This is a genomic window from Virgisporangium aurantiacum, from assembly GCF_016863635.1.
Lineage (GTDB): Bacteria > Actinomycetota > Actinomycetes > Mycobacteriales > Micromonosporaceae > Virgisporangium > Virgisporangium aurantiacum.
Genome location: NZ_BOPG01000049.1, coordinates 28982 through 43087, shown reverse-complemented (window position 1 = coordinate 43087; position 14106 = coordinate 28982). Strand labels below are relative to the sequence as shown.

At 70.0% G+C, this 14106-nt stretch carries 10 protein-coding genes; 7 read left to right on the top strand and 3 right to left on the bottom strand.

The window, feature by feature from the left end; translation table 11 throughout:
* The first annotated feature begins 104 nt into the window (after positions 1 to 104).
* Both Vau01_RS36820 and lhgD read left to right on the top strand, forming a co-directional pair.
* Positions 105 to 1049 carry a glycosyltransferase gene (locus Vau01_RS36820; protein ID WP_239152157.1) on the top strand — a complete coding sequence of 315 codons (945 nt, stop codon included), beginning with the start codon at positions 105 to 107 and terminating at the stop codon, positions 1047 to 1049.
* Positions 1049 to 2242 (top strand): L-2-hydroxyglutarate dehydrogenase, encoded by a 1194-nt coding sequence (gene lhgD, locus Vau01_RS36815; RefSeq protein ID WP_204003163.1) that lies wholly within the window; start codon positions 1049 to 1051, stop codon positions 2240 to 2242. Before Vau01_RS36820 ends, lhgD begins: the two co-directional genes overlap by 1 nt.
* On the opposite strand, the gene Vau01_RS36810 is transcribed toward lhgD, so the two are convergent.
* Genes Vau01_RS36810 through Vau01_RS36800 form a run of 3 tightly spaced genes read right to left on the bottom strand, consistent with a single transcriptional unit; the run spans position 2239 to position 5010 of the window.
* Positions 2239 to 2934 (bottom strand): polysaccharide deacetylase family protein, encoded by a 696-nt coding sequence (locus tag Vau01_RS36810; RefSeq protein WP_204003160.1) that lies wholly within the window; start codon positions 2932 to 2934, stop codon positions 2239 to 2241. The two genes, lhgD and Vau01_RS36810, sit on opposite strands and share 4 nt — an antisense overlap.
* Complete coding sequence (locus Vau01_RS36805) at positions 2927 to 3757, bottom strand: glycosyltransferase (RefSeq protein WP_204003159.1); 831 nt, start codon at positions 3755 to 3757, stop codon at positions 2927 to 2929. The genes Vau01_RS36810 and Vau01_RS36805 overlap by 8 nt, the downstream gene beginning before the upstream one ends.
* Positions 3754 to 5010 (bottom strand): glycosyltransferase family 4 protein, encoded by a 1257-nt coding sequence (locus Vau01_RS36800; RefSeq protein WP_204003158.1) that lies wholly within the window; start codon positions 5008 to 5010, stop codon positions 3754 to 3756. Before Vau01_RS36800 ends, Vau01_RS36805 begins: the two co-directional genes overlap by 4 nt.
* 415 nt (positions 5011 to 5425) lie before the next feature.
* Here Vau01_RS36800 and Vau01_RS36795 point away from each other — a divergent pair, with 415 nt between their 5' ends.
* The 5 genes from Vau01_RS36795 (at position 5426) to Vau01_RS36775 (ending at position 14074) form a co-directional block, all read left to right on the top strand.
* Positions 5426 to 6553: a YveK family protein gene (locus Vau01_RS36795; protein ID WP_204003157.1), complete on the top strand. Its 1128-nt coding sequence runs from the start codon at positions 5426 to 5428 to the stop codon at positions 6551 to 6553.
* Complete coding sequence (locus Vau01_RS36790) at positions 6550 to 7932, top strand: O-antigen ligase family protein (protein ID WP_204003156.1); 1383 nt, start codon at positions 6550 to 6552, stop codon at positions 7930 to 7932. Before Vau01_RS36795 ends, Vau01_RS36790 begins: the two co-directional genes overlap by 4 nt.
* Positions 7933 to 8182: 250 nt before the next feature.
* Complete coding sequence (locus tag Vau01_RS36785) at positions 8183 to 11884, top strand: DUF4082 domain-containing protein (RefSeq protein WP_204003155.1); 3702 nt, start codon at positions 8183 to 8185, stop codon at positions 11882 to 11884.
* A 103-nt stretch (positions 11885 to 11987) separates the two neighbouring features.
* Positions 11988 to 13088: a glycosyltransferase family 2 protein gene (locus Vau01_RS36780; RefSeq protein ID WP_204003154.1), complete on the top strand. Its 1101-nt coding sequence runs from the start codon at positions 11988 to 11990 to the stop codon at positions 13086 to 13088.
* Positions 13088 to 14074, top strand: coding sequence for an ABC transporter ATP-binding protein (locus Vau01_RS36775; RefSeq protein WP_239152172.1), 987 nt, complete (start codon positions 13088 to 13090; stop codon positions 14072 to 14074). The genes Vau01_RS36780 and Vau01_RS36775 overlap by 1 nt, the downstream gene beginning before the upstream one ends.
* Positions 14075 to 14106 lie beyond the last annotated feature (32 nt).

Here is a 14106-nt window from a genome sequence, read left to right as displayed (position 1 = left end):
TGACCGAAGCGCCCGTTAGTCGACAAGGACCGGCAGCTTTCCGACAGACGCCTTCACAGGCCACGCGGAGAATGGGCGGGTGTTACGCGAGAGAAGGGCGTCCAGTGACCGGTGAGCCGGAGACCATCGCCGTGGTGGTGGTCACGTACAACAGCGCCGCCCTCATCGAAGACCTGGTCGCCTCGCTCGCACCGGGGCTACGCGGACTCAACTGGCACCTCACGGTCGCCGACAACGCCTCGCGCGACGGGTCGGTCGAGGCGGTGCGCCGGTACGCCCCGTACGCTCACGTGGTGGAGACGGGTCGCAACGCCGGCTACGCCGCGGGCATCAACGCCGCCGTGGCGGCGGCTGCCGAAAAGGCGGGGCCGTTCGACGCGGTGCTCGTCCTCAATCCCGACATCCGGCTCGCCGCCGACTGCGTCCCCGAGCTCCTGACGCTGTTGAGACGCCGCGGGGCCGGCATCGCCGTCCCGAAGATCGTGCGCGCGAACGGTGACTTCTCCCCGAGCCTGCGGCGCGATCCGACGATCCTCCGCGCGTTCGGCGACGCCGTGCTCGGCGGCAAGCGGACGAGCCGGTTCGCCCTGCTCGGCGAGTCCGTCACCGACCGCGGCCGCTACACCGGCGTCACCACCGTCGACTGGGCCGAGGGCTCGATCATGCTGATCGACAAGGCCTGCTGGGACGCCTGCGGCGGCTGGGACGAGACGTTCTTCCTGTACTCCGAGGAGACCGAGTACGCGCTGCGGGCCCGCGACCTCGGGTTCACGATGATGTACACGCCGCACGCCAACGCCCGTCACCTGGAGGGCGACGCGGCCACCAACCCGCCGCTGTGGGCGCTGATGACGCTCAACCGGGTGCGGCTCTACCGGCGCCGGCACAACGCCGTCGCCACCGGCGTCTTCTGGGCGATGGTGCTGCTGCGCGAGGCGAGCCGGGCGGCGCTCGGTAGCGAGCCGAGCCGGCGGGCGACGCGGGCGCTGCTGAGCCGGCGCAGGTTCCGCGAACGGCCGGGCCCGCTGAGCATCGCGGCGGCCGCCTGATGGCACCGTTGCCCAATGTCGTCGTCGGTGGCGGCATCGTCGGGCTGGCCACCGCGCGGGCGCTCCAGGAACGCGACCCCGACCGGCCGGTCGTCGTGGTCGAGAAGGAGACCGCGCTCGCCACCCACCAGACGGGACGCAACTCCGGCGTCATCCACTCCGGGCTGTACTACGCACCGGGGTCGTTGAAGGCCGATCTCGCCGTGCGGGGCGCCGAGGAGATGAAGCGCTTCTGCGCGTCACATGACATTCCCTTCGACGTGCCGGGCAAGCTCGTCGTCGCCACCCGGCCGGGTGAGCTGCCGGCACTGGAGCGGCTGCTGGAACGGGGCAAGGCCAACGGCGTTCCGGTGCGGCGGGCCGAGCCCGGCGAGGTCGAGGAGCGGGAGCCGTCGTTGCGCGCCGTCGCCGCGCTCGTCGTCGACTCCACCGGCCGCGTCGACTACTCGTTGGTGGCGGCGGCGCTGCGACGCCTCATCGAGGCCGACGGCGGTGTGATCCGGCTCGGCGAGGCGGTCCGCGGCATCTATCACGGTGACGGCGAGGTGCTCCTGCGCACCACCCGCGACACCCTGGTGGCGCACCGGGCCGCGGTGTGTGCCGGCCTGCAGTCCGACCGGTTGGCGCGGCTGTCCGGCACCGATCCGAAGGTACGCATCGTGCCGTTCCGCGGCGAGTACCGGGAACTGATCCCGTCGCGGTCCGATCTGGTCCGCGGCCTGGTGTACCCGGTGCCCGACCCGGAACTGCCGTTCCTCGGCGTGCACCTCACCCGCGGCATCGACGGTCACGTGCACATCGGCCCGAACGCGGTGCCGGCACTGGCCCGCGAGGGCTACCGGTGGACCAACGTCTCGGTGCGCGACCTGGCCGACTCGATGGCGTTCAAGGGCTCGTGGCGGCTGGCCCGCCGGTACGGCAAGGTCGGCGCGGGCGAGATGGTGCGCTCGCTGGTGGGCCGCTCGTTCGTCGCGGCGGTGCGCCGGATGCTGCCCGACATCCAGGCGAGCGACATGCAGCGGGCACCGGCCGGGGTCCGGGCCCAGGCGGTCGGCGCCGACGGCAAACTGGTCGACGACTTCCTGTTGCGCCGCGAGGGGCCGGTGCTGCACGTGTTGAACGCGCCCTCGCCGGCCGCCACCGCGTCCCTGCTGATCGGCCGCCGGATCGCCGCCGAACTCCTCGCCGACTAGCGCCAGCGCTTCACGAGGCCCTTGGCGGCGTCCTTCGCCCGGGTCGAGAGGGCGGGGACGGCGGTGGCCTGTGCGCGGAACGACTCCGCGGTGTCCTCGGCCCGGATGCTGAACCGGGGCTGGATCCACGCGTTCGGGTTCGCGGCCCGGCGATCGGACGTGTAGACGCGGCGGTAGCCGAACCGGCGCAGGTCGCCCAGCAGGCGGCGGTCGTAGCGGCCGAGCGGGCAGGCGGCGGCGTCGACCGGGGTGCCGGTGACGGACGCGATCCGGGCCCGGGCGTCGACCAGTTCGGCCTGGTTGGTGGCGGGGTCGAGACCGCGCCACGGGATGTGGTTCATGCCGTGGGTGCCCACGGTCATCCCGGCCGCCACGAGTTCCTTCACCGCCGGCTCGTCGAGCGAACCGGGGGCGCCCAGCCGGCCGGCGAGCACGAAGAAGTCGGCGGACAGGCCGCGGGCCTGCAGGCCGGGCAGGCCGATCTCGAGGTCGGACGCGTTGCCGTCGTCGAAGCTGATCCGCACGGCCGGCCAGGTCGCCTCCCTCGGCGACAAATCGGCCGCAGTGGCGAGGTCGTCGAGCACGCGGTGGAACGTGTCGACGCCGATCCAGTACCGGCTCTCGCCGGGCTCCAGCTCGCGGCCGGGCGTGCCGATCCCGTGGAAGCAGATGTTGATGACGCTCTCAGGCATTCACGGTCCTACTCGACTCGTCGCGTCCCCAGTCGGTGGCGCCGCGGGAGCGCCGCTCGGCGATCAGCGTGATCGCGGCGTAGATCGCACCGGCCGGGGCCAGCCACGGCCGCCGCAGCACCACGTCCCGCAGCCAGGACGACCGCCGCGACGGCCGCACGGCCGGGCCGCCGGACATGCCCGCGGTCCGCATCGCGGCGTTTCCCGCGCGGACGCGGACCAGACGCCGGATCAGGTCGGCGGTGCGGCGCGGGGTGGCCACCCTCGCCGTCGCGCCGGCGACCTCGCGCTTCTCGCCGACCTCGAACAGCGAGTCGAGGAACAGGTCGTCGGCGTGCAGCGCCGGGAACGCGTCGAACCGGGCGCGGCCGCGCTCGGAGAGGACGATCGCACCGCGGCCGTAGAGCGCGTCGCGGAACGCCGGCAGCCGGCGGTTGATCGCGTAATAGGCGCGGACCGGCAGCGGCCGGCCCGCGGTGTCGAGCGCGCGGCCGGGTGCGGCGGCGAGCAGGCCCGCCTCCACGGCGGCGACGAGCGCAGGCACCGACCCGGGCGTGAGGACGATGTCGGCGTCCAGGTACAGGCGGGGGAAGCCGACCGCGACCTCGTCGCCGGCGTTGAGCGCGCCCGCCTTGCCCGGCTCGGGCAGCGACAGCACGCGAACGCCCGGACGCGTCGCCGCGACCGCCACCGTGGCGTCGGTGCAGCCGTTGGCGACCACGGTGACGTCGAACGGGCCGGATGGCGGGTCGGCCAGCAGCGCGTCGAGGCACCGGCCGATCACGGCCGCCTCGTTGTGGGCGGCGATGACGACACTGGTCACCGGTCGGCCCCGACGGAGGCCCGATCGGCGGCCCCGCGCTGGCGGGGAATCTCCACAGTGGACTTCCGCAACTTCTTCCCCAGCAACGTCTTCCAGATCGCGATGTACGAGCGGGCCTGGTGGTCCCACGACAGCATCTCGGCGAACCGGGCCAGCCCCTCCTTGCGCATCTGTGCGCGGTGCTCCGGGTCGTCGAGCAGCTCATCGATCGCGTCGGCGAACTCCGCGCCGGAACCGGTCGGCACGTACACGGCCGCGTCGGCGGCGCTGCGGCGGGTCTCGGTGAGGTCGGCCGCCACCACCGGCACGCCCCGGCCCAGGTACTCGACGGTCTTGGCCATCGTGGACAGGTCGTTCATGCGCGTCGGCAGGTCGGGCTGGATGGCCACGGTGGCCGAGCGGAGCAGGTCGTCGACGGCCGGGCCGTCGAGCCAGCCGGCGAACTCCACCACGTCGCCGAGGCCGCGGTCGGCGACCATCGCGGTGAGCACCGGCATCTGCTCACCGTCACCGGCGATCACGACCCGCCAGTCGCGCGCCGGACGCCGCTGCCGCAACGCCTCCGCGGCTTCGACGACGCCCTCGACGTTGTCCTGCGGACCGATGACGCCGAGGTAGACGATGCGGTGCTCCTCGCTCGCGACCGGTTCGACCGGCGCGATCTCGTTCGCCGCGGGACCGTTGCGCACCACCGTCACCTTGCCCGGACGCACGCCGCGCCGCACCGCGTTCTCCTTGAACGACTCGTTGGTGGCGAACACGTGCGACGCCGTCCGCAACGTCAGCCACTCCAGGCCCACGAGCGTGCGGAACATCACCTTGTTCGGCGATCCGTTGGACCGGGTCGCGTAGACCTCGGGGCACAGGTCGTGGTGGTCGAACACCCACGGCCGGCCGATCGCCCGGATCAGCAGCGCCAGCGGCCAGTAGACGTCGGGCGGGTTGCAGACCTGCACCGCCTGGGCCCGGCCGCGCAGGAGCTCGCCGAGCAGGCGGACCGCCACGCACAGGAACGACCAGCCGAACTCGATCGCGAACGTGACCGGCCCGGAACCCAGGATCTTCACCGGGTACGGGCGCAGCCGCGTCCCCCGGCTGCCGGGCAGGATCTTCAGGCTCCTGTCGCCCCGTGGTGCGATCACCGTCACGTCGAAGCCGGCGGCCTCCAGGGAGAGGCACTCCCGGATCACCCGGCGGTCACGCTCGGCGGGAAGATTGGCGACGAGGATGGAAACACTCGGTCTGCGTGCCATGTACCCACTCTTCGGTCCGGTATCGCCAGATTCGTCGCGAAAGAACTTCACGATGCTCGCGGGCAACGATGCCGAAGGCGATCGGACATCGGCAAGGGGCCGCCAGGCCGGTTTCGATGTCACCTTTCCGCCAGCCGGGCCGGAAGAGTCCCGACATTCACAGCGTTGATCGGCGTCGATGCTGGCTATGTCCGTTGCGGGCGTCCTGCGTCCCGTTTGGCATCCACCGAACGACCGACCCGCCGCATCCACCGAGGGATCCCACGCCCGGCGACCGCCGACGCGTGGCCGCCGAACGGGCGCGGTGCCACGCCGGTCGATGCGCGATAGTGGCGCTCCAACCGACAAGTACCAGCCCAGAGCCGTCGCACCGGGCGTAGCGCCCGAGGGCTAACCTTGCGGATGCTCGCCACGGATGCGGATACTTGCCGGGCAAATCACCTCAGGCCGTCCCGGTTGCCTCTCCGGGGTCGTGATCGAAGTTAAAAGGAACGCCATGGATCTGTGGGACCTCACCCGACTCCTGTTCCGGCGTTGGTATTTCGCTCTTCCGATCCTCCTGGTGTCGGCGATCGTCGCGATCCTGGTCTCCAGCTCGGTCAAGCCCGACTACCGGGCCACCGGCAACGTGGTGATGATCCCGGCGCCGGGCGACCCGGCCGACGCCGAGTTGAAGGCGCAGAACAAGGCCATTCCCAGCCGGCCCAAGAACCCGTGGCTCGACCTCGGCTTCAACGCGCTCGGCCAGGCGACGATCCTGCAGGTGATGGACCAGAAGACGCTGGAGGGCTTCGTCGAGGCGGGCCTCAGCGACAGCATCACGGTGACGATGGACCAGCGCTCGCCGATCTTCATCATCGAGGCCGTCGGCAAGTCGCCGACGCAGGCGACCGCCACCGTGCGCGAGGTGATCAAGCAGATCAGCGAGCAGGTCGCCGCGCAGCAGGCGAGCTACGGCGTCATGCCGCAGGACACCATCACCACCAAGACGCTCACCGACGGCGCCGACGTGGAGATCGTCACCTCGAAGGTCAAGCGGGTGCTGGTGGTCACCATCGGCGTCGGCCTGCTGCTCACCACGGCCGGCACGATCGGCATCGACGTCTTCCTCCGCTGGCTGCGGAGCCGCCGCCGCACGTCCGGCGACGACGAGCCCGGCGACGACGAGCCGGAGACCGCCGCCAACCCGGTGATCCAGCCACGCTTCGTGGGCAGCCGCCCCACCGGCGTTCAGGCGTCGGGGTCGAGCGAGGAGACCCAGGTGATCGGGCGCATCCCGAGCACCCGGGCGGCGGCCAACGGCGAAACGAAGTCGGCGGTGCCGGCAGCTGGGCCCGCGGCCGGTCGCGCCGCGGCGCGCGGCTCCGGGCGGTCGTCGGTCCGGATCGAGAACGGCGCGGGACGCCGGAGCAGCGAGCCCGACGACAACAACGGCTCCAACGGCCGGCCGCAGGTGGTCAGCGGCGCCGAGGCGACGATCATCCTGCCGATTCCCCGTAGCCAGTGGTCGCGTGGGTCGGACGACCGGAACGGTGGGCATTGACCTCGACCGCGCTGCACCCGGTCGACCTGGAGCCAACGCTTCTCGATGAACGCACGTACGGCACCAGGCGTCGGCTGACGCGCATCGACGCCGCCGGGCTCCTCAGCCTGATGGTCTTCCTGCTGTACGCGCTACCGGCGCAGCTCATCGTTCCCGAGTTGACCTACGCCGGCCGGCCGGCGCTGCTGGTGGCGTTCGCGCTGTGGTGCTGGTGGCTGCTGGCCCGGCTGAACCGCCGGCTGGTCATGCTGGGGCCGCAGCCGATGCGCTGGGTGGTGCTGTTCTACCTGCTGGCCACGTTGCTGTCCTACCTCGGTGGCACCCTGCGCGGGCTGCCGATCATGGAGTCGAACGCCCAGAACTTCACCCTGATCCTCACGGTGGAGTTCCTCGGTGTGGTGCTGATGGCCGCCGACGGCATCCCGAACTGGCAGCGGCTCAACGGCGTGCTGCGGGTGTACATCTGGGGCGGCGGGTTCATGGCGGTCGTCGCCTTCATCCAGCTGATCAGCAAGGTCAACATCGCGGCGTACATCTGGTTGCCGGGAACCGCGATCCACGGTGAGATCGCCGACTTCCAGAACCGTGGTGACTCCGGCCTCTTCCGCGTGGCGGGCACCGCCACCCACTACATCGAGTTCGCCACCGTGATGGCGATGGCGGTGCCGTTCGCCATCCATTTCGCGCGGTTCGCGCCCTCGAAACGCGCGCGCGCCGCGGCGGCGGTGATCGCGGTGCTGATGACGGCGGCGATCCCGATCGCCATTTCGCGCACCGGGGTCATCGCGCTCATCACGGCGGTCGTCGTGATGTTCATCGCGGCCTGGAACTGGCGCACGCGGTACAACGTGATGCTGGTCGGAATCGCCGTGATCGGTGCGTTTTCGGTACTCAAACCCGGCCTGCTCGGAACAATCAAGTCGATGTTCACATCGTTCGACGAGGACCCGAGCATTTCCGGACGTACCGACGATTACACGATTGTCGGGCATTACTTCGCGCAACGACCGTGGCTCGGCCGCGGCCCGGGAACACTGATTCCCGACCTTTATCTGATTCTCGACAACCAGTGGCTGCTGCAGTTGGTGACCATGGGCATCATCGGAGTGGCGGCGTTCGCCGCGCTGCACCTGGTGTCGCTGACGCTCGCCTGGATCGCGCTGAAACGGGCCGAGCGGCCGGAGGACAAGCATCTGTGCGCGGCGCTCATCTCCACCATCGTCATCTCGATGCTGGTGTCGGCGACGTTCGACTCGCTCGCGTTCACGACGTTCTCGTTCACGTTGGCCCTCTGTTGCGGCATTTCCGGTGCCGTGTGGCGATTCACACATCCGGCCCGGGCCATCCGAACTTCCAGTGTCCGCTGGTTCGCCGAGTGACCGATTTCCGACTGCGTTCCGCACGCAGCCGGAAACGGTCGGTATTACTTTCGCTGGCCCGCCGACCACCCCTCATCCGTTTGTCGATCAGGCCCGACCGACCGACCTTGACGTCCGGATTTAATGAACGCTTGTGACGGACTTAAGGGAGCACTAGCGTCGCCCGGGACTCTTTCTTTGAACGGGTCTCACCTTCTTTTTTCCGAACCGGAGAATGGGGCTGTAAGTGGGCGACGGCTTACAAGGGAGCGTGCGTAGGCACCGCTCCGAATGGACCCCGAAGCACGCCCGACGGCGCCCGACCCGCTGGCTCGCGGGCATCACGGCCACCGGTCTGGCGCTGCTCGCCGGTGTTGTCGCCAGCCAGCCCGCCGTGGCGGCCGACGACCCGTGCAGCATCAACGCCATCACGTGCGAGAACTCCAAGGCCGGCACGTCACCGGCGGAGTGGGACGACCTCTGGGGCGCCGGCGACGACAGCATCCAGGGCTTCACCACCGACGTCAGCGTGAACGCCGGCGGAACCGTCAGCTTCAAGATCAGCGCGACGACCGCCTACCGCGTCGACATCTACCGGCTCGGCTACTACCAGGGCAACGGCGCGCGGCTGATCACCTCGTTCACCCCGCAGACGAGCCTGGCCCTCAACCAGCCCGCGTGCGTGACGAACGCGGTCACCGAGATCTACGACTGCGGCACCTGGCGCGTGTCGGCCACGTGGGCCGTGCCGGCGAATCAGGTCTCGGGCGTCTACATCGCCAAGCTCACCCGCATCGACAACAACGAGGCCAGCCACACGCCGTTCGTCGTGCGCAACGACGCCAGCACCTCGCCGGTGTTCTTCAAGACCTCCGACGCCACCTGGCAGGCGTACAACGACTACGGCGGCTCGAACTTCTACTGGGGCGGCCCGCAGGGCCGGGCCCTGAAGGTCAGCTACAACCGGCCCTACGCCACCCGCAACGTCGGCAACGGCCGTGACTGGGTGTTCAGCAACGAGTACCCGATGATCCGGTTCCTGGAGCGCAACGGGTACGACATCAGCTACACCACCGACATCGACTCGGACCGGCGCGGCAACCTCATCAAGAACCACAAGACGTTCCTGTCGGTGGGGCACGACGAGTACTGGTCCGGCCAGCAGCGCGCGAACGTCGAGGCCGCCCGCGACGCCGGCACGAACCTCGCGTTCTTCAGCGGCAACGAGGTGTACTGGAAGACCCGGTACGAGAACAGCACCGACGGCTCGAACACCGCGTACCGCACGCTGGTCTGCTACAAGGAGACCTGGGCCGCCGACACGATCGACCCGTCGCCGGAGTGGACCGGTACCTGGCGCGATCCGCGGTTCACCCCGCCGAAGAACGGCAACCGGCCGGAGAACGCCCTCACCGGCACCATGTACATGTCGAACAACACCGACCTCGCCATGCAGGTACCGGCCGAGCAGGGCAAGAACCGGTTCTGGCGCAACACCACGGTGGCGACGCTCGGCACCGGCCAGGTCGCGACGCTCGCGCCGCACACGGTCGGCTACGAGTCCAATGAGGACGTCGACAACGGGTTCCGGCCGGCCGGCCTGATCCGCCTGTCGACCACCACCGGGGCGAGCCCCGAGTACCTGCAGGACTTCGGCCTGCACGTCGCGCCCGGCACCACCACGCACAACATGACGATGTACAGGGCGGCGAGCGGTGCCCGCGTCTTCAGCGCCGGCACCATCCAGTGGGCCTGGGGTCTCGACTCCGAGCACGACGGCACCCAGTCGCCGGCCGACCCGCGGATGCAGCAGGCCACGCTGAACATCCTGGCCGACCTCGACTCGTTCCCGACCACGCTGATGTCCGGCATGGTCATGCCGACCAAGACGACCGACGTCGTCGCGCCGACGGCGGTCATCTCGACGCCGGCCGCCGGCACCACGATCGTCAACGGCTCGCAGGTGACCCTCACCGGCACCGCCACCGACACCGGCGGCCGGGTCGCCGGCATCGAGGTGTCGACCGACGGCGCCACCTGGCACCCGGCCACCAGCGGAACGTCGTCGTGGTCGTACACGTTCATCGCGTCGGGCGCCGGCACGATGACCGTGCGGGTGCGCGCGATCGACGACAGCGCCAACATCGGCACCGTCATCGCCAGCCGCTCCTACCCGCTGAGCGGCCCGGGCTCGCTCTTCGGCGACCGCACCCCGAAGGTGCCGGCCGCCGACGACGGTGGCTCGGTGACGCTGGGCGTGAAGTTCACGCCGCAGAACAGCGGCAACATCACCGGCATCCGGTTCTACAAGGGCACCGGCAACACCGGCACCCACGTCGGCACGCTGTGGACCGCCGGCGGCCAGCAGTTGCGTACCGGCACGTTCTCGAACGAGACCGCCTCCGGCTGGCAGACGCTGACGTTCAGCAGCCCGGTGCAGGTGCTGGCCGGCAACACCTACGTCGCGTCCTACTTCGCGCCGGTCGGCCGGTACTCGGCCGACGACCGGTTCTTCAGCAGCCTCGACTGGAAGTCGGGTCCGCTCACCGCACCGCGCGGGCCGGGGAACAACGGCAACGGCGTCTACCGGACCGGCAACGGCTTCCCGGTGGAGACCTCGCCGACCGACACCAACTACTACGTCGACGTGAACTTCGTCGACGGCGGTACCGGCTCGGCGCCGACGGTGCTGGTCAACTCGCCGGAGGCCGGCCAGACCGGCGTCGACCTGGCGGTGGCTCCGACGGCGACGTTCTCCAAGTCGGTCAACCCGGCGTCGATCACGTTCACGCTGAAGGACAGCGCCAACGTCGCGGTCGCCGGTGCGATCACCTACGACGACCCGACCCGGACGGTGACGTTCACCCCGGCGACGGCGCTGGGCGCCGGCAAGCAGTACACGGCGACGGTGAACGCGTCGGACACCGGCGGGACGCCGCTCGCGGCACCCAAGGTGTGGTCGTTCACCACGACCCCGTACACGACGTTCTCGACGCTGTTCGCCACCAACGCGACGCCGGCACAGGCCTCGTCGGGTGACAACAGCGGGGTGACGCTGGGCGTGAAGTTCACGCCGACCGTCAACGGTCAGCTCGTCGGCATCCGGTACTACCAGGGTCCCGGCAACACGGGCACGCACACCGGAACGCTGTACAACGCCGCGACCCAGCAGCAGCTGGCGAAGGTGACGTTCCCGTCGAACGACGGAACCGGCTGGCGCAGCGCGCAGTTCTCGGCGCCGATCAACGTCACCGCGGGCACCACGTACATCGCGGCGTACTGGGCACCGCTGGGGAACTACGCGGTGACGTCGAACTTCTACGCCACCCAGTGGACCAACAGCGACGCGACCATGACCGCGTTCAACGGGTCGAACGGTGTGTTCAAGTACGGGACCGACACGTTCCCGACGGACAGCTACGGTTCGACGAACTACTGGGTCGACCCGCTGTTCATCCCGGCCTCGATCCCGCAGCCGCCGCAGCCCGACCAGCCGCCGGCCGGCTCGGTGTTCCTGATGGACCCGGCGGCCACACCGGGCTCGGCGTCCTGGGACGACTCGTCGTCGCTCGAAGTTGGCGTGAAGTTCGCCTCGAATACGGCCGGCCAGATCCGCGGTGTGCGGTTCTGGAAGGGTGCCGGTAACACCGGAACCCATACCGCGACGTTGTGGGGCCCGACGGGCCTGCAGATCGCCACCGCGACGTACGTGACGGAAACGGCGAGTGGCTGGCAGACGGTGCTGTTCGACACCCCGGTCACCGTGACCGTAGGTGCCACATACACCGTCTCCTACCACACGAACACCGGTCACTATGCGTTGACATTGAACGGATTCGCCAGCCCGTACAGCCGTGGACCGTTGAGTGTTCCGGCGGGCGGCGCGGTGTATTCGTACGGTTCGACCGTATGGCCGACTGCGTCGTCTAATCACAACTATTGGGTGGACGTGGTGTTCGTTCCGGGCAACTAAACTCGGACGCGCCGCAACGCGCAAAGAGAACCACAACGGCGCGCCGGTCGAGCTTCACGACCGGCGCGCCGTGTCTCGCGGGTTGAATCTGGGGAGGGCACCGTTGATCAAGACCGCACCGCAACCGTTACCCGCGCCGCCGACCGTGTCGGTGGTGATCCCGTGCTACCGGTACGGCCACTTCCTGCCGAGTTGCGTGGGAAGCGTGCTGAGCCAGGAGGGCGTCGACGTCGACGTCCTCATCATCGACGACGCCTCGCCCGACGACAGCGCGGAGGTCGCGCACCGGCTCGCCGCTGACGACCGGCGGGTGCGGGTGATCGTCCACGAGACCAACCAGCGGCACATCACCACCTACAACGAGGGCCTGGCGGCCGCCACCGGCGAGTACGTGCTGCTGCTCTCGGCCGACGACCTCCTCGCGCCGCGGGCGCTGGCCAACGCCACCGCGCTCATGCAGGCGCAGCCCGACGTCGGCCTGGTCTACGGGTTCACCCGCTCGTTCGTCGACGTGCCGCCGCCGCCACGCACCGAGCCGCGGTCGTGGTCGATCTGGTCGGGCCAGGAGTGGCTCGACATGATGTGCACCAGCGTCAGCAATCCGATCTACACGCCCGAAGCGATCATGCGCAACAAGACCATGCAGGACCTCGTCGGTTACGACGCGCGCCTGCCGCACGCCGCCGACTTCCTCATGTGGATGCGGGCGGCCAGCCGGGGATCGATCGGCCGGGTCAACGGCGTCGACCTCGCGTACTACCGGGTCCACGGGGAGAACATGCACAAGGCCCAGTTCGGGGGCGCGCTCCGCGACCTCACGGAACGCTACAAGGCGTTCGAGGTGCTCTTCGAAGAAGACGGCGACCGCATCGCCAACGTGCCGAGGCTGCACGCCGCGGCCCGTCGTGGGGTGGCCCGCGAGGCGCTCGTCGTCGCCCGGCAGGCCTACCAGCAGGGCCGGCCCGACGCCGAGACGGCCGAGTCGCTCGCCGGGTTGGTGGCGTTCGCCGAGGAGATCTGGCCGCAGTCGCGCGGCAGCCGGCTGCGTCAGGTCTACGACCGGCTCTCCGCCCGCGCCGAGCGCGGCAAGGGTCCGCTGCTGCCCGGCGGGGTCACCGGCTTCCGCGACCGGGCCGCCAACCACCTGCGGTACCGCCGGTGGAAGCGCACCGGTGTCGACGGAGCGTTCGGAGCGTGGCGTTGATGAACCCCGACGAGATCATCGTCCTCCGCGGGTTGAGCAAGATCTACGAGCCCACCCCCGGTTGGATGCGGATCTTCGCCCGCACCCACCTGCAGGAGACGGTGCGCGCCCTCGACGGCGTCGACCTCACGGTGCGCGCCGGCGAGATCTGCGCGATCGTCGGCCCCAACGGCGCGGGCAAGACCACGATGTTCCGCATCCTCGTCGGGCTCACCACGTCCACCGGGGGCGCGGGCCACGTGCTCGGGCTCGACGTCGACCGCGACTCCGAGCAGGTGCGTCAGGTCGTCGGCTGGATGCCGTCGGAAGACCGCAGCCTCCTCATGCGGGCCACCGCGAAGGAGAACCTGCAGTTGCACGGCCGGCTGCAGGGCATGCCGCGCACCCAGCTCGCCGAGCGCATCCCGCACGTGCTGGAGATGGTGAACCTCGGCGCGCAGACCGAGTCGGTGGTCGCCGGCCTGTCGGCCGGCATGCGGGCGCGCCTGCGGCTGGCCCGCGCGCTGCTGCCCGGTCCCCGTGCCCTGATCCTCGACGAGCCCACCGGTGCCGTCGACCCGATCGCCGCGCACGGCCTGCTGACGCTCATCATGGACCTGGTCAAGCAGGAGCGGCTCGCGGTGCTCATCTCCTCGCACCGGCTGGAGGAGATCGAGGCGTTGCAGTCCAACGCCCTGCTGCTCGACCGGGGCCGGGTGAAGTACTCCGGCGACCTCGAGAGCCTGCGCCGCGAGTGGGAGCGGCCGGAACTCGAGTTCGGGCTCGACGACCCGCAGACCGCCAACCAGGTGGCTGAACTGCTGCACGGCCAGGGCGTCTCGGTGACGGTCGACGGCGTGAACGTGCGCTGCCGCCCGAGCGAGGGCGTCGGCTCCGTGCTCACGAAGCTCGGCCCGCTGACCCCGTTGGTGCGCCACGTGCGCGAGACGCCGATGCCGTTGCGCGATCTGATCGCCGAGGTCTACAAGCGGGGAGACAGCACGTGAGCGAGCGTTCGCGAGCGAACCATCAACTCAGT